This is a genomic window from Anaerophilus nitritigenes, assembly GCF_004138215.1.
Classification (GTDB): domain Bacteria; phylum Bacillota; class Clostridia; order Peptostreptococcales; family Thermotaleaceae; genus Anaerophilus; species Anaerophilus nitritogenes.
The window spans coordinates 15562-35924 of sequence record NZ_RYYS01000078.1; the positions used below are offsets into that span (position 1 = coordinate 15562).

Sequence of the window (20363 nt, forward strand, 5' to 3'; positions counted from 1 at the left end):
CTTTTTATTTTTTACATTTATCATTCAAATTGCATATTATAAAGATGCGCATACACTCCATTTTTGCTTATAAGCTCCTCATGAGTACCTATTTCATTGATACCTTCATCTGTAAGCACAATGATTTCATCTGCATTTTTTATAGTACTAAGTCTATGAGCAATAACTAATGTAGTTCTATTCTTTGATAAATCTTCTAAAGACTTTTGTATAAACTTTTCACTTTCATTGTCTAAAGCAGATGTAGCTTCATCTAAAATGAGTATAGGAGGGTTTTTTAGAAATACCCTTGCAATAGAAATTCTTTGTTTTTGTCCTCCTGATAGTTTAACACCTCTTTCTCCTACATAAGTATCATATCCATCCTCAAGGCTCATGATAAAGTCATGGATATTGGCTTTTTTCGAAGCATCAATAATCTCTTCATCTAACGCTTGTCTTTTTCCATAGGCAATATTTTCTTTTATAGTACCAGAAAATATGTAAACATCTTGCTGAACGATTCCAATACATGTTCTTAAGCTTTTTAGTTTAATATTCCTTATATCTATCCCATCTATGGTAATGATTCCTCCATTGATTTCATAAAATCTAGGAATAAGACTACAAAGGGTAGTTTTTCCGCCTCCAGAAGGGCCTACTAATGCTACAGTTTTTCCAGCAGGAATGCTTATATGAATATTTTTTAAAACATCATGTTTCTCATTATAGCTAAAAGATACATCCTCAAATAAAATATTCCCTTTAGGGTTTATAATATCCACTGCATCTTCCTTGTCCTTTATATCTGGTTTGGTGTTAATAACTTCTAAAAATCTTTCAAAACCAGTTATACCTTTTTGGAATTGTTCTGTAAAATTAATAAGTTTTTCTAATGGATTTAAAAAGATATTAATGTATAAAATATAAACAATCAGATCAGAAGTTTCTAATGACCCTAAAGATATAAATATTCCTCCTAATAGGATCACACTAAGATATAATAAGCCTTGAAAGAATTGATTGCCGCTAAAAAATCTTCCCAAAATAAAATAGCTTTCCTCTTTTGTTCCTAAAAAAGCTTCATTTCCTTTGCTAAATTTATGTTTTTCCATCTCCTCATTCGCAAAGGATTTTACTACTCTTATACCTGATAGACTATCTTGTATCTGTGCATTCACATTTGCTATTTTTTCTCTATTCTTTCTAAATATTTTTCGCATTCTTTTATTGTAAAAATATGAAAAGTACAACATGATAAAGGTGAAAAATAAAAGAGTCAAACTCATCTTAACATTAATACTTAGTAAAATAATAAAAGATCCAGTTATTTTTAATATAGAAATAAATAAATCTTCTGGTCCGTGATGAGCTAGTTCTGATATATCAAAAAGGTCTGTAACGATTCTTGACATAAGCTTACCTGTGTTTTTTTCATCATAATAAGAAAAAGATAATTTCTGTAAATGATCAAAAATATCGTATCTCATATCCGCTTCCATTCTAGCTCCCATAATATGTCCCCAAGAAGTAATAAAATACTGACAAAAAAATCTTATGATATATAATAAAAATAACCCTATTCCTATATACAATACAGTGTGCATAATGATATTTTTATCTCCTAGTACGTATACATCATTTAGAAGATATCTTACAACTAATGGAAATAAAAGATCAACAAAAGATAATATGCATGCACAAAACATATCTGCAAAAAATAAATTTTTGTACGGCTTATAATAAGCTATAAATTTTTTAATACTATTCATTTTTTATACCCCTTCCTTAAGTTATTACAAAACCATGTTAAAAAAAGTTGGAATATCATTCCAACCTCAACATTTCTATTTCCTCATAAAATTTTTTTACATGATCTATATCTACATATCCTATTCCTTTATCTATAGCATTAGCAGTACCTGTAGCCACTGCTAATTTAAATGCTTCTTCTACGCTCTTTTTTTTATATAAAGCAACAGCAAATCCTGCTACAAAAGCATCTCCACAGCCTACATCATTAATAGAGGTGACCTTTGGAGCACATACTTTGTAAACACCTTCTTTTGTAATAAAAATTGCTCCTTTTTCTCCTAAAGAAATTCCTACTACCTCAATTCCCTGTTTACAAATATGTTTACATTCAAAAATAATTTTATGTTCATCATCTAATTTGTATCCTACTAATTCCTCTAGTTCCTCAAGATTAGGCTTGATCATAAAAGGCTTAGCTTTAATCGCTTCTTCTAAGTAACTACCACTTGCATCAATAATCATTTTTACATTATTGTCTTTTGCAATCTTTACCATATCTCCATAAATCGTCTTTGGCAATCCCTTAGGAACCGTACCTGCTGCTACAATAATTTCACTATATTTTAATATCTTAACAAATTCTTTGACAAAAGAATTCAATTCTTCTTTTGTTACTACAGGTCCTTTCTCTGCCAAAATGGTTTCTGTATTATTTGCAGGATCTAAAATGGCAGTAAATATTCTAGACGATTCATTAATTTGTACAAAAGAAGTATAGATCCCTAGCTTGCCCAATTCTTCTTGTATAAATTTTCCAGAATATCCCCCTAAAAACCCTGTGGCATTTACTTTTTCTCCTAATATAGAAGCTACCCGAGCTACATTCAATCCTTTTCCGCCAGCAGTAATTTTTACATCATTCGTATGTAGATGATATTTTTGATTAGGTTTAAAGTCATGAATCACATAAGCTCGATCTATAGCAGGATTCAAGGTAACTGTAGTAATCATATAATCCCCTTCTTATTCTTTACAATTTACTAAAATATTAAAAGATACAAATCTATTATAAACACAAAAGTATAATTTTGCAAAGAGTTTTTTACCACACTACTGTTTTACTCTATCCTTTGTATCTAATCTATATAATATATCTCTTATTTCTTTTAATAGTACAATCATTTTATTAATAGAATATTGTATGCTTATCAGTATAATAAAAAATATGATTCCTCCTACAATCCAATAATTCAAATTTATCCCTCCTACATTTAATTTTTACATAAACCCAATTTTTCAAAGTAAAATATAGTAATTCCATTTTAAATACAGTATTTTCTAATAAATTAAGTCTTTAAATTACTATCTAGTACCAAAGATTTTTTAAGTTATTGCCCTTTTATATTTCAGCAATTACCCTACACGGCAATCCACTTATATTTTTTATATTAATTGGAAATGTATATACTTTAAAACTTTTATCTTTTACCTTATTAAAAAGTAGTTCTAGATTATTAAGGTTTTCAATTATAAAAATTCCATTATCCGCGCAATATTGGTCTGTTTCGATATGAATGTCAGGTTTTACAATACTGGCTGTATCTATTCCAATAAGATTCACTTTTTTAGAAATTAGATTATCTATTAAATCTTTTGAAAGAACAGGATAATCTGTAAAATACTTTTCTGTTCCATATGGTTCTTCACCAAGATAGCCAGTATAGAATATCACAAAATCATTTTCTTTTATTTTATTTAAATCTATATCTGTAATGTTAATTTCTCTAGCTCTAATATTTCTAACATCAAATAATCTCCCATTTCTAGTAGTGTTTTCTAAGGAAAACTCTTTGTTCATCACATCAAAATGTGTTCCAATATGCCCTATAATATCTCTTTTAGTTTTAAAAGACTTCTCTAAAAGGTCATTAAAGAGTTCTCTTTGAATACTTATACTTAAATCAATTTTCATTTTTATCTATCTCCTCTATTTGTTCTTTAAAATAATTATTCATTTCTTTTAAAAAACTTATAATTATTTCTATTTCATTATCATTAAATTTCTTGAAGATATTAATATATTCCAGCTCAGATATATCATGCAATTCTCTATGTGCATGGTATACTTCCCAGCCACTATTTGTAAGCTCAAATAAAGTCTCTTTTTTGTTATGAGGTTTTTTATATTGTTTTATAAGCCCTTCAGAAAGTAATTTCTTAGTTATTTTGCTTATGGCACCTCTGGTCATACTTAATTCTTCTGATATCTTAGTAACATTGACATTTTCTAGATTACCAATACAATCTATACAGTGCACTTGCGATAGATTATATTCTTTGAATATTCCACGATTATGTTCTGGAACCCCTAAGTAATCTATATTCTCTGTTAAACTTTTAAAATTTAATAATAATTTATTTAAATTACTCAAGGTAGTACCTCCTTATATTGTTTCCTAGGATACAATATAAGAATACAATATTATTGTTTCCATGTCAACAATAATATTGAGTTATTTTTATATTATACGGTTATTTTGACTTTACAGCACGTAGCTCCATCAGACAAATATTTTTGCATAATTTCATTTGTAAACATAAAAAACACACTCCTCCTGTATTTTTGTTATCTAACAACATACATAGAAAAGTGTGATTCTTTTAAAACATTGAAAAATAGTATCTTTTATACTGATTTAATGTTTTTAGTTTTCTTCTTGATTGTTTTCTTCTTGAGCTACTTCCATTTTAGATATAGAAACTTCATAAGCCATTTTTGTAATGACTTGGTCTTCTCCTAATTTTTTTTGATATTGTCTACTTTGAATTCTTCCCCAAATTTTTAAATGATCTCCAACTTTTAATTTTTCTGAAAATCTTGCATTTCTTCCCCATGCAATACAAGGGATATAATCAGATTTGTTATAAGGCCTATTCACTGCAATTAATAAATCAGTAATCTCTCTTCCAAAGGGGGTAGACCGATAAACAGGGTCTTTACATATATAACCATCTAAATAAATTTGGTTTGGGTTTTTTATTTCATCCTTTTCATCATATAGAGCGATTTCCCTTGCAAAAATAGTCAAAATTAATTTGTTTTTTCCATCTACATATTTATTGTATGATCTTAGTTGTCCTTCTACTTTTACAATTTTTCCTATTTCTAAATTTTCATCCATAATGATACGTTCTGAAATGGTAATAGGAAGTACATCATTATGGTCACTTAACCTCGCAACCTTCATCTTAAAGATATAAAATCCTTCTCCATACATTTCATGGCTAAATGCCAAAGGACTATGTATCTCTCCTATAACTGTTACCTTATTCGTATCAATCACCTTATCAGACATGTAACTCTCACACTCCTTCCTTCATTCTTGTGTACTTTTTTTGATGAATCTAAAACTATATTTATTCATCATAGGACGAGATTATGAATGAGAAAAAAAAAAAAGAGAAATTAACTTTTCTCTTTTAACAAATTTAAATATTTACAAATATATTCAGGAAGTATGCCATACATTAGTACTCCTGTAATTATTGCTAATATAGAATATATATGATTTCTATCTAACATCCTAATCTCTACAGGAAATTCCATAGGATCTATTTCAATATGATCATCTGTAGTGAGTCCTCTTTGAATACAACAGCAAAACTTTATAAATGAAGCTTCACCTATACTTGATGCAGTAATAGTAGCTTTTGAGCAAAAACCATACGTAATCATCATCTTATTTTTTGCATGCTCTAAAATTTTTATATTTTTTTGATCGTCTGCATTCCATATAATTATACTATTTTCATTTAATCTATTGAGTATCATTTTATGTATCTTTAAATCTTCTTGTGTATAATTTTCATTGATATAGGTATAAATTATAGTATCTAAGTAAAAATCTTGACAAAACTCATATAAACCATTACAATCCATCTCTACAATAAGAATATCTACTTTTCTTTTTATCATTTCATCTAATAAATGATCTTTTTGGTTTATAATTTCTTCTCCTATATACATACCTTTTGAAGAAATATTAGCTATCCTTAATCCATGCTTTTCAAATAAATAAGTCATCCATTTTGCTATTATTATTTGTTCATCTCCTTCTACAATTCCAATAATTTTTATTGAATTTTCCTTTTGAATATACACGGATTTTCTCTCCTTTTTAGCATTCTCATATTCCTTATATTTTTCCTCATATTCATAAGAATATGTATTTCAAAAACAAAAGAATAAGTTCTCATGCAAATAATGAGAACTTATTCTTTGTCATTTTTTTTCTGCATTCCTGTATGATCAACATAATAGTCTTCATTTAAAATAAGCTCTGATATAGGTACAATTTCATATCCTTCCTTTTGTAATTTTTCAATGACAGCAGGAAGATATTTCAATATATATTTTGCATTATTGTGAAACAATACAATAGAACCTTTTTTTACATTTCGAGTCACTCGATCTACTACAGGTTGATCCCCTAATTCTTTCCAGTCAAGAGAATCTACATCCCATTGAATTGTATCATAACCATTTTCTTTAGCTGTTTTGATCAAAATATTGTTATAATCTCCAAAAGGAGGCCTAAATAAATTTGGCTTTTGTCCTGTAATTTTTTCAATCTTTTCTCCTGTTTCATTCAACTCTTTTTCAATTTGTTGTGATGATAACTTTGACATATGAGGATGAGTACTAGAATGATTACCTATATTATGCCCTCTCTCATAAATTCTTTTAACTTGATCTGGATATTTATCTACCCAAAATCCAACTAAAAAAAATGTAGCTTTTACATTATATTGATCTAAAATATCTAAAATTCCTTCTGTATATTGATCCCCCCAAGCTGCATCAAAACTTATAGATAATTTTTTTTCTGAAGTATCTACACAATATATAGGAAGAATTTTATCTTTATTCATAACCCCTACAATTGCATTTCCAAAATCTCCAAGATATAAAAATGATATAAAAAGCAGTAGGATTATCATTATAATACCTAAAACAATTCTTTTATGAATAATCCATATTCTCATCTCTTCTCCTCCTTATCATCTAATGTATTTATACTATTAAATGTATTCTAAAATGATTCTTATATGCTAAAAACTTTTTAGTCATATATTCTCTTAAATCCATATAAATATAAACTAGTAAAGTTAAGTCTAACAAAAGGAGAGAATCCATGTGCTTTCTATTTTTATAGGAACTATTTTAGGTATTATTATTTTTTTTATAGGTATCATGATGATTACTGCTTCTATGAAAAGTTTGTCTCACAACCACTTAAAAAAAATCATTGCTTCTCTTACTAAAAATTCGTTTTTAGGGATTTTAGTAGGAATCTTTGTAACAGCCATACTTCAAAGTAGTAGTACTACTTCTATACTTGTAGTAAGTCTAGTAAATTCTAAAGTGATGAATCTATATCAAGCTGCTTCTGTAATGATGGGTGCAAATATGGGCACAACTTTTACAGGACAGTTAATTAGTTTTAACTTTTTCTTTTGGATTCCTCATATTCTCATGATAGGAGTCTTGCTTTTTTATCTAAATTTTAGTTCATTCACAAACAACATAGGTAAATTTTTTATAGGATTTTCTTTTCTTTTTATGGGAATTCAAATTATGGTTGTTTTTTTAAAACCCCTAAATAACATTATGGGATTTCAAGAATTGATGCTTTCCATAGAAAATCAAAAAATGAAAGGTATTTTTATTGGTGCTATTACTACTACAATTATACAAAGTAGTTCCACTGGCATTGCTATTTTACAGGGACTTGCATTAAATCATTCCATTGGAATATCCCAAGCTTTTCCAATTATCATTGGTCAAAATATAGGTACTTGTAGTACCACTCTTTTTTCAAGCATCATTACTGATAAAAACGGAAAACGAGCTGCTGTGATTCATCTTTTATTTAATGTAGGTGGAAGTATTCTATTTTACCCTTTTTGTCACTCTTTTTCTCATTTCATCTACTCTATAACTCCCCTAGATCCTGTAAAACAAATTGCTAATGCACATACTTTATTTAACTTAATTTGCTTATTTATTTTCTTTCCATTTATAAATAAGATAGTAGATTTTTCAAAAAAAATCATTCCATAAACCATTTTTTTATAAAATATTTTTATTTCATTTTTTACTAAAAAAGCTTTAAATTATATGTTTTTAAAAATACTAACATTCATATTTCTTATGAAATTACAAAAACTAATTTTGAATGATCATTCATTCAAAATTTCTTCTTAAGGAGGATTTTCTTTGTCTACTATAAGAAGTCAATACACTAATATTAAAGGTGAACGTGTTGAATTAGGACGAAGAACATTTAAAACAGAAGAAAGACATTTTTTAAGAGAAGCAAAATCTCAAAAAGCACAACTTGAAAGTTCTCATCAACATGGAACTAGAAAAGATGTAAAAATAAAAATGCATAGAAAGCTCACATAGGGTAGTTTCACTACCCTATCTTTTTAAAATATTAGTTCCTTTTTCACAGACCTTTATACATACACCACAAACTACCCCTCTTCCAATATGTTGATAATGATTATGCATATGAGTACTACATGCTCTAACATCTATGAGTTCTTTTCTTTCTATGTTTGGATGCCACAAAGCTCCTCTTAATGCGAGTGCTGGGCATGCTTTTATGCATTTTGTACATGCTCCACACTTAGACTTGATAATAGTATCATCATAATCTAATTCCATATTTGTAAGAACTGTTCCAAGTCTTACTCTTGGACCAAATTCTTCTGTTACCAAACAACCATTTTTCCCAATCCATCCAATACCTGCTCTTGTAGCTGCAGTTCTATGTTGAAAAATACCTCTATATTCTTTTCCATCTATATTTACACTTTGAGAAGCAGGTATTGCCATAGCTAAATATCCTAAGCTTTGTAGCTCCATTGAAATTCTTAAAGTCAATTGATCTATAAACGCATTGGCAGTTCTATAATGATGAAAATATGTGTGAGTAGGTTCATCTTTTATGTGGCTAATAATTTCATCTGATAATCGAATAGCAATAGAAATTCCTGTTTTTAAATGTTTTAAATCATTAGGCAATACATCTTCTAATAATCCAAAGCCTACTTTAGATGCTCCCATTTCTTTTATTTTTTGTCTTAATATTTCTGTTTGATTCATAATGTTCCTCCTTGTATTTCTTTAATTGTATGATTTATATTTTATTGATACAAATGAACTTTTTTCAAAAGTATATTATTATTTCCATTTAATCTACTAATTATAGGTGATTACAAAATATACTAACATATATTTTATAAAATTGGTTAAATTAATAGTACAACATCTTAATAAGATGTTCTAAAAAAACCGTTTGGGAGGGAATACAAATGGCAAACAGAAATAAAGCTGTAGTTCCACAAGCAAGAATGGCATTAAATCAAATGAAAGCTGAAATTGCAAGTGAACTTGGACTTGCTAATTATGAAAATATGGATAAAGGAACTTTAACTTCAAGACAAAATGGATATGTAGGTGGTTACATGACAAAACGTCTTGTAGAAGCTGCTGAAAGAAGTATGGCTGGAAAATAAATAAAATAAAAGGAGAAGTGCTTAAGCATTTCTCCTTTTATTTTCCCAATTTCCTTTAGAATATGCTATAATTATTATAGAAAAGTCCATGTTTTCATAAAGTAGGTGAGAATATGTTTTATGACAACACAAAACAATTAGCAGAACACAAATTAATTTTATTGTACATATTTGACAAATTCTCTATGCCCCTAACCAATGGACAAATTACTCAATTTGTCATGGAAAAAGATTATATGAATTATTTTTTACTTCAACAATTTTTAGGAGAGTTAGTCAATACAGGAATGCTTGAATACAGTAAAAATACAGATAACTTTTTTTATGTTTTAACAGAAAAAGGAAGACGGACTTTACAATATTTCAAAAATAGGTTATCTAACAATTTAATTCAACAATTAGATCAATCTATAGAACAAAAAAAACAGATTTTGCTAAAAGAAATGCAGGTTATAGCCGATTATTCAAAGAATGGAGAAAATGAGTATATTGTTGATTTAAAAGTAATTGAGAATAATATTATGCTCATTGACTTAAAAGTTAATGTAGTTTCTAATAAACACGCTAAGCAAATGTGTGAGAAATGGAAAAAAGAAGCACCTAGTATCTACGGAGATATTATCGGCCTTTTGATTAAATCATAACCCCCTACGTTGTTTTATTCAAACGAGGGGGTTATGTACATAAGATACTACTAGGCTCTACTCCTACTGAAATATTTTCTATGACTTTTAAAGTTTTTATTTCTATAATGGATAGAGTATTATCCTGTATATTTCCTACAAACAAAAATTTATCTCTTCCATCTTTTTTTATATTAGATGGCATTCTTCCTACATGAATTTTATCTATAAGTTTTTGTTCTTTAATATTTAAGACATGTACTACATTCAGTTCTGCATCTGTAATGTATAAAATATTATCATTTTTTCCAATGATTGCTTCAACAGGCATTCTTCCTACTTTCATTTGATCTAATATTTTCATATCTTTACTATCTAAAATAGTAATCATTCCTTGATCTATGCTTGAAAAGCTAGTGCTTACAACAAATATAAGATTTCCTTCCTTATTTAAAGTAATATGATAAGGATTTTCATGTACCGATACCGTCTTTTCTACATCGTTATGCACAGTATCAATCATAGTTACAGTATTTGAATCTACATTTGTGACATATAATTTTCTTTGATCATGACTTAACTTTACATCATGGGGCATGGTGCCTACAGGAATTTGAGTGAGTAAACTATTTTTTTCAAGATGAATAGCAGAAATAGAATTAGAGTCTGTATTCGATACATAAATCATCTTATTTTTTCTGCATATGGCTATATGACTTGGACAACTTCCTACATACACCTGATCTTTTAGTTTATTCTGAATTAAATCCACAATACTAATGCTACCATGATGAGAATTTGTTATATATAAATATTTTCTATTGTAATCTATAACAGCATCATGAGATCCAAAAACCGACTGTTTTCCTTTGTAGAAAAAGCCTTCATACAACCTAATTTTATATAATAAGGATCTACTTAATAAATCTAGCACTGAAATCGTGTCTTCTCCCATATTCACAACAAAAACAGTATTTTCTAATTTTCTCTCCATCCCTTCACCCCTAAAATCCACCTCATTAAATATTTAATTACTTGATATCATCTTATGCATAGAAATTTTTGTTGTGAACGATTTCTATTGACCTTTTATGATTTATGTATTAGTATCTTTTATAGATTATATATAGGAGGTTTAATCATGTATTCTTATCAAACAACAGGAGTCTGTGCAAAAGAAATTTATTTTTCAGTAGAAAACAATAAAATAAAAGAGGTTCAATTTTTAGGTGGATGTTCAGGTAATTTACAAGGTATTAGTAAATTAGTACAAGGAATGGATGTAGATGAAGCTATCAATCGACTTAGTGGAATTCCCTGTGGAAATAAAAATACATCTTGTCCAGATCAATTCTCTAAAGCATTACTTGCTCTTAAAGAACAACTTGTATAAAATTCAAAATAAAAATTCTCTACTTAGAGAATTTTTATTTATTTAAACAATTTTTATATAGTGTTTCTTTAGAACAAGAAATATTTCTTATTTTTGCTTCTTTTATTAATTCATCACATAATGTAAATTTTTCCTTATAATATCGATCATCTGATTTTAATTTTGTAAAAATATCATGCATCTTGTAAATTAATTCTTCATTACTTAATCTTTTAAAAGGTCTAAAAACATATAATTTCATAAAATCCCCCCATTCATATAATTTATTTGTATGAACAAAGAGATCTATTTATTCTTTGGTAAATTATTATAAATTTGTTAATTTATATTATTTTTATTACCAAAAGAAAACTTTACATACAAAAACTGCTGTTATAAACCCTGCTAAATCTGCTAAAAGTCCTGCTGGAATGGCATGTCTTGTATTTTTAATAGCAATTGCTCCAAAATAAACTGCAACTACATAAAAAGTAGTTTCTGTAGAACCCATCATAACAGATGCAATATGTCCTATCATAGAGTCTGGTCCATACGTTGTAAGAAGATCACTTAAAATACCTTGCGCTCCCCCTCCAGACAATGGCCTCATAAATGCCATAGGTAGTACTTCTCCAGGGATTCCTAAAAGATTTGTCACTGGACTTAATATTTTTGTGAGAATATCCATAGCACCAGATGCTCTAAATATACCAATTCCAACTAACATAGCTACCAAATAAGGAATAATTCGAACTGCTGTTGTAAAACCTTCCTTTGCTCCATCTGTAAATGCTTCATATACTTTGACCTTTTTAAAATGACCATATACTGGAATACTTAGTAGCACAAATGGTACTGCATATTTGGAAATTCCATTAAGAATATCTAAAAACATATCTTCTCCTCCCCCTTTTTACTAATCAATATTTTTCACTTTATCTGTTTTTATTTTAAAAGGTCCTACATTTTGTAAAAGCTTACTCGTAACAATAGCCACAACAGTAGATGCCGTAGTAGCAATAATAGATGGACCAATAATACCTGTCACTTGACCAGCTGTTGCTCCTACAGCCACTAAAATAGCCATTGTTCCAGAAGGTATTAAAGTAACTGAGGATGTATTAATTGCTAAAAATGTACACATCGCATTGGTAGCTGTATCTTTTTGATCATTTAATTTTTGAAGTTCATCCATAGCTTTTAATCCTAATGGTGTAGCTGCATTTCCAAGTCCTAATATATTTGCTGCAATATTTAAAATCATAGCTCCCATTGCAGGATGATCTGGTGGTACCTCAGGAAATAATTTAACTGTTATTGGTTTTAATCCTCTAGCTAATAGTTGTATCAATCCACTTTCCTCTGCTATTTTCATAATGCCAAGCCAAAGTGCCATAATTCCGATCATTCCCAAAGATAATTCTACACCTGTATTCGCTGAGTTAATTGCAGCTTCTGTTACTTGCTCAATGTTACCATTGATGACTCCTACCACAATACCTACAACTACTAGCAACAACCAGATTATATTGATCATTTTTTTCCCCCCTTATTAAAATTTATTTATGCTCGTTACAGAATTCTACAACGAGCATAAATACTGCATTTTATTATACTAAAAATGATACACTCTTTAAAAGCAACACTAGGGTCGTTCCCTACTCTCTTATAGATACAGTATATTATATATCTCTGCTAATTAAATCATCATAGGTTTCTCTTCTTACCATTAATCGATCTACACCTTTATTTACTATAACTACTGCTGGTCTTGTAAGTTTATTATAATTACTTGACATAGAATAATTATATGCTCCTGTACTTTTAATGGCTAAAATATCTCCTGATTCTAGCTTTGGTACTTTTAAGTCCCATATCAATATGTCTCCTGATTCACAACACTTTCCTGCAATGGTTACCACTTTACTTTTAGGTAAATCTATTTTATTAGCAATCACTCCTTCATATTGTGCATTATATAATGCAGGTCTTGGATTATCAGGCATCCCTCCATCAATTCCTACATAAGTTCTAACACCTGGAATCTCTTTTATAGAACCTATGGTATATAGAGTAATTCCTGCTTCTCCTATAATCCATCTTCCAGGTTCTATAATAATTTTAGGAACAAAAATATTTAATTCTTTACACTTTTTTTGTAAATCCTCCATAATAGGATCTACAAAATATTTTAGTGGTTTTGGATCATCTCCTTCCGTATAATATATTCCAAACCCTCCTCCAATATTTAATTCTTTTGTTTTAAAACCTACTTGATCCTTTACTTCTTTTATTAATTTGAGTAATATGTCAACTGCTTTTATATGAGATGTATTTTCAAACAATTGACTTCCTACATGAAAATGAAATCCTATAAGTTCAATATTAGATGAGTTTTGGGTTTTAATAATCCCTGTATGCAAAATTTCTTCTACTAAAGGAATTCCAAACTTAGAATCCATTTGCCCTGTACAAATATATTTATGTGTATGACTATCTACTCCTGGAGTAATTCTAAATAGAATTTTTACTTTTTTTTCTAAATCTTTTGCTACTTTCTCAATAAGTTCTAATTCATAAAAATTGTCTACTACAATTCTTCCTACGTCACTTTTTACTGCTAGTTCAATTTCATCTAATGTTTTATTATTACCATGAAAAATCACATTCTCCATTGGAAAATCTGCTTTTATGGCAGTGTATAGCTCTCCTCCTGAAACTACATCTATTCCTATCCCTTCCTTTTTGAGAATCCTACACATTTCAAGAGTCAAAAAAGCTTTACTTGCATAAACCGCTCTTGTATTAGAATACTTTTGTAAAAAGTCTTTTTTGATTTCATTTATTTTTTCATGGATTATCTCTTCTGATACAACATACAAAGGAGTTTTGTATTGTTTTGCTATTTTTACCATATCACATCCACCAAATATAAAATGTTTATTTTCTGTATTTTTATGATTCATGTTTTTCTCCTTTCAAGCTTCAATTTTATATAATAAAGGAGCAAAAATCATGCCATTGAAACTTATTTATTTTTCTAAATATTATGCTATACTTTTCCGTATTTTCGAACACTCTTATATTATATAAATAGTTTTTAGCTGCATATATGCATAAAATTAGTCCGTATTTATGAACTATTTTCCGTTTTCTTGAACGAATTTATTTCATATTTTTTTAATTTTTCATAAAAACTGGTTTTTCCTATTCCTAAAACTCTCATTACTTGGTTTCGATCATAATCATAATATTTTAGTGCTTTTAAAATAGCTTCTTTTTCTGCTTGTTGTATAGAATCCTTTAAAGATTTTATATGTTTTATATTTGCATTTTTATTGTTTAAAATATTCAAATACAAATGAGCTACATCTATACTATTTCCTTCTGAAATATTCACAGCTCTTTCTAATATATTTTCAAGTTCTCTTATATTGCCAGGCCACTCATATTCCATCAATCTATACAATACCTCTCCTGATATAATTTTTTCTTCACATTCCATTCTTTTACATATTTTAGGCAAAATAGCTTGTACTAAAAAATAAATATCTTGTTTTCTTTCTCTAAGAGGTGGAAGCCAAATGGGAAAAACATTAATTCTATAATAAAGATCCTCTCTAAATCTTCCTTTTATCATTTCTTCTTCTAAATTTTTATTTGTTGCTGCAATGATTCTTACATTTACAGTTTTTTCTGAAGTTCCTCCTACTCTATAGAATGTCTTATTTTGTAGAACTTTCAACAATTTTACTTGTATAAAAGATTCAATCTCTCCTATTTCATCTAAAAAAATAGTACCTCCTGATGCAACTTCAAAAAGCCCTTGTTTTCCTTTTGTACTAGCTCCTGTAAAAGCTCCCTGTTCGTATCCAAACAATTCACTTTCTAAAAGATCCTTTGGAATAGATGCACAGTTTACATGAACAAAAGGTTTATTTTTATACTTACTAGCTTGATGAATGGCTTTTGCTAAAAGTGTTTTTCCCGTACCACTCTCTCCTAAAAGCAATACAGTAGAATTAGATTTTGCCGCCTTATAAGCTAACTTTTTTACATTATTGATAACTTCACTTTCTCCTAAAATATCTGAAAATAAATCTTTACTATCTTTTTCTTCTCTCATTTTGATTTCCATATGTTGTATAGATAATAAGGCTTCATCTCTTTCTTTGATTAATTTTTTTAAAGCAGATATATCTTCTACTTTTAGAGCTGCTCCTACTCTTTTATTTTGCACTGTAATAGGAACTAATGTACATAAAGTAGGAAATCCATTAATTTGAGTAAATTTATCTTTATAATGAAGATTCATTCCCTTTGCAACTTGATAAAATTTTTTAATAGTATCTCCATCTTCATGGATTTCAAAAATATCTTTTCCTATAACATCTAATTCTTTTGCATCTTTTCCTTTTTCTCTAAACTCTTTCCCTAAAAGTAAATCTTTAATTGATTCTTTTCTAGCTGTATAGCCTTCCTTTTGGTAAAATTTAACTTCTTTTGTGTCTTGATCTAATACTACAATATGCCCCATAAAATGAATATATGAAAGCTTAAAAATTTGATTTTTCACAGTAATATCCATAAACTTTTTTAAAAAATTAATTTGCACACGGATATTTACATTTTGAAAATGAGTATCTATAGATAATATGTCTTGAGAATTTTTTTCATATTTATAGACAGGTAAGTTCTTTTTTCCGTATATACCTATTCCTATGAATGAATCTTTATATTCTATTTTATTATCATAAATTCCTATTTTCTCTAAATCTTTATATTCAAGACCTCCGTCATCTTTTCCTAAAGCATTGTCTGCAATAATTACTATATCTCCTACATTTATTTTTCCTTTTGCATGTCCTATTCCACCTTCATGACAAATCCCAAAAATTTCTTTTGCCTTTTTATTATAAATACGAATTTTACCTTCTTTATCAATAAAAATAAATCCCTCTGATATTAAGTCTGTAAATTCTTTAATATATCTTTCATTTTCAAACATATGGATCATCCTTTTATTTTTAAGATACTTCTTACTTCTCCAATCATATATAACGATCCTGCAAAAACAAGTACGTCTCTCTTATTTGCTATCGCTAAAGAAGTCTCTACCGCATCTTTTATATTTTCCTTCATCCATATCTCTTTTTTATATTTTTCTATTTTCTTTGCCAGTTTTTCTACTTGTAATGCTCTTGGATTATTAGGCTTTGTAACAACAACTTTACTTGCTAATGGAACTATTAAATCTAACATTTTTTCATCTTTATCTTCTAAAATTCCTATTCCTAAAATAATATTTTTACCCTTAAAGAACTTTTCAATTCCTTGTTTTAATGAATTCATACCAGATATATTATGAGCTCCATCTATAAGAACTACAGGATTTTTTCTAATTATTTCAAATCTTCCTGGCCATATTGCTTTTTTAAAACCTCTATCTAAAGCTTCTTTTGATATACACACATCATACTCATTTTCTAAAACTTTTATTACATTTAATGATAATGTAGCATTTTTGATTTGATAATCTCCTAGCATAGATATAAACACTTTTTGTATCTTATCCTCCATTACTACTTCAAATGTTTGTCCCTCTTGAGTTTGATTAATGATCTTTATGTCTTTTATAGGAGCTTTGATAAGCTTTGTATTTCTTTTGTGACAAGCTTCTTCTATTACTTTCATCGCCTCAGGAGCTTGAGGATATACAACTGCTATAGAATTCTCTTTTATAATTCCTGCCTTTTCATAAGCAATTTTATCTAGAGTATCTCCTAAATAATCTACATGATCATAATCAATAGAAGTAATAACAGATACTAAAGGTACTACTACATTCGTTGCATCAAATCTTCCACCCATTCCAACCTCTAAAACTAAAAAATCTACACTTTCTCTTTTAAAATATTCAAAAGCTATAGCTGTTACAATCTCAAATTCTGTGGGATGATTTTTTCCTTCACTTACCATAATATCTACTTTTTCTTTTACAAAAGATGTAATATCTCCTAGCTCTTTTTTAGGAATATTCATTCCATTTATTTGTACTCTTTCTGTAAATTCTTCTAAGTAAGGAGATGTATAAAGCCCTACCTTAAATCCTGCTTCTTTTAAAATAGAATGGATAAAATTACATGTAGATCCTTTTCCATTAGTTCCTGCTACATGAATAATTTTTAGATCCTTTTGTGGATTTTCCATTAAACTTAATAAATAAGTAATATTTTCAAGCCCCAATTTACTTCCAAACTTATATGTACCGTGAATATATTCTAAAGCCTCTTGATAGTTCATAGTTTACCCTCCTTTATATAAAGCCGGGTATCATTCACCCGGCTTTATTTTATTTTAGTTTATTTTATTTTATTTTTCATAGTTTTCAATCTTTCTAATACTTTTTCCATCATAGATTGATAATTGTCTTGTTTTTGTTTTTCTTCTTCTATCACAGATTCTGGAGCTTTACCTATAAATCCTTGATTAGATAATTTTTTGTTTACTCTATCTAATTCTTTTTGAAGCTTTTCTTTTTCTTTTTCTAGTCTTTCTATTTCTTTTTCAAAATCCACCAATTCATTCAATGGAAGATATATTTCTGCTCCTAATACTACAGAAGACATAGCATCATCTGGAATATCTTTTTTCTCTTTTTGAATGATGACATCTGAAGCACTTGCCAAAGTTTTAAAATACTCTTTTCCTTTATTTATAGCATTATGTGCATCATCTGTTGCTACTATGATTACTTTTGCTTTTTTAGATGGTACTACATTCATTTCTGCACGAATATTTCTAATGCTTCTGATTGCATCCATAATAAGCTCCATATCTTTTTCTTCTTGTTCAAAAGAAAGATTAGTATCGTTTTGTGGCCAATGTGCAATAATTACACTTTCTTCTTTAGTAGTAGGAATACACTTCCATATTTCTTCTGTAATAAAAGGCATAAATGGATGTAATAATTTTAATATATTTTCTAAAACAAAAGTTAGAGTATATAAAGCTGCGTCCTTTGTATTTCTTTCTTCTCCATATAACCTTGGTTTTACAATTTCAATATACCAATCACAATATTCATTCCAAATAAAATCATAAATCTTTTGTACTGCCATTCCTAGTTCAAATTTATCAAGATTGTCTGTTACTTCTTTTGCTACTGTATTCATTCTAGATAAAATCCATTTATCTGCAAGCGTAAAATGTTTTTGACACTCCTCTTTATTAAATTGATCTTTATCTAAATTCATCAGTACAAATCTTGTAGCATTCCAAAGTTTATTAGCAAAATTTCTATTTGCTTCTACTTTTTCTATATAAAAACGCATATCATTTCCTGGACTATTTCCAGAAGCTAGAGTAAGTCTTAGTGCATCTGCACCATACTCATTGATGATCTCTAATGGATCTATTCCATTTCCTAATGATTTACTCATTTTCCTTCCTTGTGAATCTCTTACAAGTCCATGAACAAATACATATTTAAACGGAATGTCTCCCATTTGCTCCATTCCTGAAAACATCATTCTAATAACCCAAAAGAAAATAATATCATATCCTGTTACTAAAACATCTGTAGGATAGAAATATTTCAATTCCTCTGTATTATTTGGCCAACCTAAAGTAGAAAATGGCCAAAGAGCAGAACTAAACCAAGTATCTAGTACATCTTCATCTTGTCTTAAATGATTACTTCCACATTTACTACATTTTTGTGGAGTATCTTTAGCTACCATAATTTCTTTACAATCATCACAATAATAAGCAGGTATTCTATGTCCCCACCATAATTGTCTTGAAATACACCAATCTTTTATATTTTCAAGCCAATGATAATAAGTTTTATCAAATCTTTCTGGTATAAATTTTGTTTTTCCTGATTTTACTGCTTCTATAGCTGGTTTTGCCAGTTCTTCCATTTTTACAAACCATTGATCACTAAGTCTTGGTTCTACTATTGTACTACATCTATAACAAATCCCTACATTATGATCGTGTTCTTTTATTTTTACTAAATGTCCTGATTCTTCTAGATCTTTTATTAAAATACGTCTACACTCATAACGATCCATCCCTTGGTATTTTCCTGCATATTCATTCATCTTTGCAGTATCATCCATCACTGTAATTTGTTCTAAATTGTGTCTAAGTCCTACCTCAAAGTCATTAGGATCATGAGCTGGTGTAATTTTTACTGCTCCTGTACCAAACTCTTTGTCTACATATTCATCTGCAATGATTAGAATTTCTCTTCCTACAATAGGTAAAATCAAAGTCTTACCTACTAAATGAGCATATCTTTCATCTTCTGGATGAACTGCTACTGCTGTATCTCCAAGCATAGTTTCAGGTCTTGTAGTAGCAATTTCTAAATACTCATCTGAATCTTTCACAGGATATTTAATATGCCAAAAATGTCCTTGTTTTTCTTCATGCTCTACTTCTGCATCTGAAAGAGATGTTTTACAATCTGGACACCAGTTGATCAATCTATTTCCTCTATAAATATACCCTTTTTCATAAAGTTTTATGAAAACCTCTGTAACTGCTTCATTACATCCTTCATCCATGGTAAATCTTTCTTTGGACCAATCACATGAGTTTCCTATTTTTTTCATTTGCTCTACTATTCTTCCACCATATTCTTCTTTCCATTTCCATGCTCTTTTTAAAAATTCTTCTCTTCCTATTTCTTCTTTTGTTTTTCCCTCTTCTTTCATAATCTTCTCTACAACTTTTACTTCTGTTGCAATACTTGCATGGTCTGTTCCTGGAAGCCACAATGCTTCATATCCTTGCATTCTTTTGTAACGAATCAATATATCTTGTAGTGTATGATCTAGAGCATGTCCCATATGAAGCTGTCCTGTAATATTAGGAGGAGGAAGCACGATTGTAAAAGGTTCTTTTTCTTTATTTACATTAGCTTTAAAATATCCTTTTTCCATCCAATTCTCATAAATTCTTTTTTCAAATTCTTGTGGATTATATGTTTTATCAAGGTTTTTTACTGTCATAAAAACACTCCTTTTTTAAAATAT

At 28.6% G+C, this 20363-nt stretch carries 22 protein-coding genes; 5 read left to right on the top strand and 17 right to left on the bottom strand.

What is annotated here, in order from left to right:
• Positions 1-20 precede the first annotated feature (20 nt).
• The 8 genes from EK368_RS12000 to pdaB all read right to left on the bottom strand — a co-directional run bounded on the left by EK368_RS12000 (position 21) and on the right by pdaB (position 6780).
• Positions 21-1751: an ABC transporter ATP-binding protein gene (locus EK368_RS12000; RefSeq protein WP_129600032.1), complete on the bottom strand. Its 1731-nt coding sequence runs from the start codon at positions 1749-1751 to the stop codon at positions 21-23.
• A gap of 55 nt (positions 1752-1806) precedes the next feature.
• Complete coding sequence (gene pfkB / locus EK368_RS12005) at positions 1807-2745, bottom strand: 1-phosphofructokinase (RefSeq protein WP_129600034.1); 939 nt, start codon at positions 2743-2745, stop codon at positions 1807-1809.
• A gap of 99 nt (positions 2746-2844) precedes the next feature.
• Positions 2845-2988 (bottom strand): hypothetical protein, encoded by a 144-nt coding sequence (locus tag EK368_RS14950; RefSeq protein WP_165000440.1) that lies wholly within the window; start codon positions 2986-2988, stop codon positions 2845-2847.
• Between the two features lie 145 nt (positions 2989-3133).
• A complete protein-coding gene (locus tag EK368_RS12010) occupies positions 3134-3706 on the bottom strand; it encodes a cyclase family protein (protein WP_129600036.1) in 573 nt (190 codons plus the stop codon).
• Entirely contained in the window at positions 3696-4166 is a 471-nt protein-coding gene (locus EK368_RS12015; protein WP_129600038.1) for a MarR family transcriptional regulator, read from the bottom strand. Before EK368_RS12015 ends, EK368_RS12010 begins: the two co-directional genes overlap by 11 nt.
• Before the next feature lie 273 nt (positions 4167-4439).
• Entirely contained in the window at positions 4440-5090 is a 651-nt protein-coding gene (locus tag EK368_RS12020; protein WP_129600040.1) for a single-stranded DNA-binding protein, read from the bottom strand.
• A gap of 110 nt (positions 5091-5200) precedes the next feature.
• On the bottom strand, positions 5201-5896 hold the full coding sequence (locus tag EK368_RS12025; RefSeq protein ID WP_129600042.1) for a Mur ligase family protein: 696 nt from the start codon (positions 5894-5896) through the stop codon (positions 5201-5203).
• A gap of 110 nt (positions 5897-6006) precedes the next feature.
• A complete protein-coding gene (gene pdaB / locus EK368_RS12030) occupies positions 6007-6780 on the bottom strand; it encodes a polysaccharide deacetylase family sporulation protein PdaB (RefSeq protein ID WP_129600044.1) in 774 nt (257 codons plus the stop codon).
• A gap of 151 nt (positions 6781-6931) precedes the next feature.
• Between pdaB and EK368_RS12035 the strand changes: the two genes are divergently transcribed.
• Positions 6932-7858, top strand: coding sequence for a Na/Pi cotransporter family protein (locus EK368_RS12035; protein WP_129600045.1), 927 nt, complete (start codon positions 6932-6934; stop codon positions 7856-7858).
• A 156-nt stretch (positions 7859-8014) separates the two neighbouring features.
• The gene (locus tag EK368_RS12040) at positions 8015-8203 is read left to right on the top strand and encodes a hypothetical protein (RefSeq protein ID WP_129600047.1); all 189 of its coding nucleotides are present in this window, start codon (positions 8015-8017) and stop codon (positions 8201-8203) included.
• 15 nt (positions 8204-8218) lie between these two features.
• Here EK368_RS12040 and EK368_RS12045 read toward each other — a convergent pair whose 3' ends face one another.
• Positions 8219-8908 carry a 4Fe-4S double cluster binding domain-containing protein gene (locus EK368_RS12045; RefSeq protein ID WP_129600048.1) on the bottom strand — a complete coding sequence of 230 codons (690 nt, stop codon included), beginning with the start codon at positions 8906-8908 and terminating at the stop codon, positions 8219-8221.
• Positions 8909-9117: 209 nt separating this feature from the next.
• Between EK368_RS12045 and EK368_RS12050 the strand changes: the two genes are divergently transcribed.
• Both EK368_RS12050 and EK368_RS12055 read left to right on the top strand, forming a co-directional pair.
• The gene (locus tag EK368_RS12050; RefSeq protein ID WP_129600050.1) at positions 9118-9321 is read left to right on the top strand and encodes an alpha/beta-type small acid-soluble spore protein; all 204 of its coding nucleotides are present in this window, start codon (positions 9118-9120) and stop codon (positions 9319-9321) included.
• A 113-nt stretch (positions 9322-9434) separates the two neighbouring features.
• Positions 9435-9965 carry a DUF4364 family protein gene (locus tag EK368_RS12055; RefSeq protein ID WP_129600051.1) on the top strand — a complete coding sequence of 177 codons (531 nt, stop codon included), beginning with the start codon at positions 9435-9437 and terminating at the stop codon, positions 9963-9965.
• 31 nt (positions 9966-9996) lie between these two features.
• On the opposite strand, the gene EK368_RS12060 is transcribed toward EK368_RS12055, so the two are convergent.
• On the bottom strand, positions 9997-10938 hold the full coding sequence (locus tag EK368_RS12060; RefSeq protein WP_129600092.1) for a YncE family protein: 942 nt from the start codon (positions 10936-10938) through the stop codon (positions 9997-9999).
• A gap of 147 nt (positions 10939-11085) precedes the next feature.
• On the opposite strand from EK368_RS12060, the gene EK368_RS12065 reads away from it, so the two are divergent.
• Positions 11086-11337: a TIGR03905 family TSCPD domain-containing protein gene (locus EK368_RS12065; protein ID WP_129600053.1), complete on the top strand. Its 252-nt coding sequence runs from the start codon at positions 11086-11088 to the stop codon at positions 11335-11337.
• Positions 11338-11371: 34 nt separating this feature from the next.
• On the opposite strand, the gene EK368_RS12070 is transcribed toward EK368_RS12065, so the two are convergent.
• The 7 genes from EK368_RS12070 to EK368_RS12100 all read right to left on the bottom strand — a co-directional run bounded on the left by EK368_RS12070 (position 11372) and on the right by EK368_RS12100 (position 20339).
• The gene (locus tag EK368_RS12070; RefSeq protein WP_129600054.1) at positions 11372-11578 is read right to left on the bottom strand and encodes a hypothetical protein; all 207 of its coding nucleotides are present in this window, start codon (positions 11576-11578) and stop codon (positions 11372-11374) included.
• A gap of 96 nt (positions 11579-11674) precedes the next feature.
• Positions 11675-12211, bottom strand: a complete 537-nt coding sequence (locus EK368_RS12075; RefSeq protein WP_129600055.1) for a spore maturation protein — start codon at positions 12209-12211, stop codon at positions 11675-11677.
• Positions 12212-12232: 21 nt separating this feature from the next.
• Entirely contained in the window at positions 12233-12853 is a 621-nt protein-coding gene (locus EK368_RS12080; protein ID WP_129600057.1) for a nucleoside recognition domain-containing protein, read from the bottom strand.
• 145 nt (positions 12854-12998) lie between these two features.
• Positions 12999-14282 carry a diaminopimelate decarboxylase gene (lysA, locus tag EK368_RS12085; protein ID WP_129600058.1) on the bottom strand — a complete coding sequence of 428 codons (1284 nt, stop codon included), beginning with the start codon at positions 14280-14282 and terminating at the stop codon, positions 12999-13001.
• A 167-nt stretch (positions 14283-14449) separates the two neighbouring features.
• A complete protein-coding gene (locus EK368_RS12090; protein WP_129600060.1) occupies positions 14450-16324 on the bottom strand; it encodes a sigma-54 interaction domain-containing protein in 1875 nt (624 codons plus the stop codon).
• Positions 16325-16329: 5 nt separating this feature from the next.
• Positions 16330-17619, bottom strand: a complete 1290-nt coding sequence (locus EK368_RS12095) for a bifunctional folylpolyglutamate synthase/dihydrofolate synthase (protein WP_129600061.1) — start codon at positions 17617-17619, stop codon at positions 16330-16332.
• A 59-nt stretch (positions 17620-17678) separates the two neighbouring features.
• Complete coding sequence (locus EK368_RS12100) at positions 17679-20339, bottom strand: valine--tRNA ligase (RefSeq protein WP_129600063.1); 2661 nt, start codon at positions 20337-20339, stop codon at positions 17679-17681.
• Positions 20340-20363: the final 24 nt, after the last annotated feature.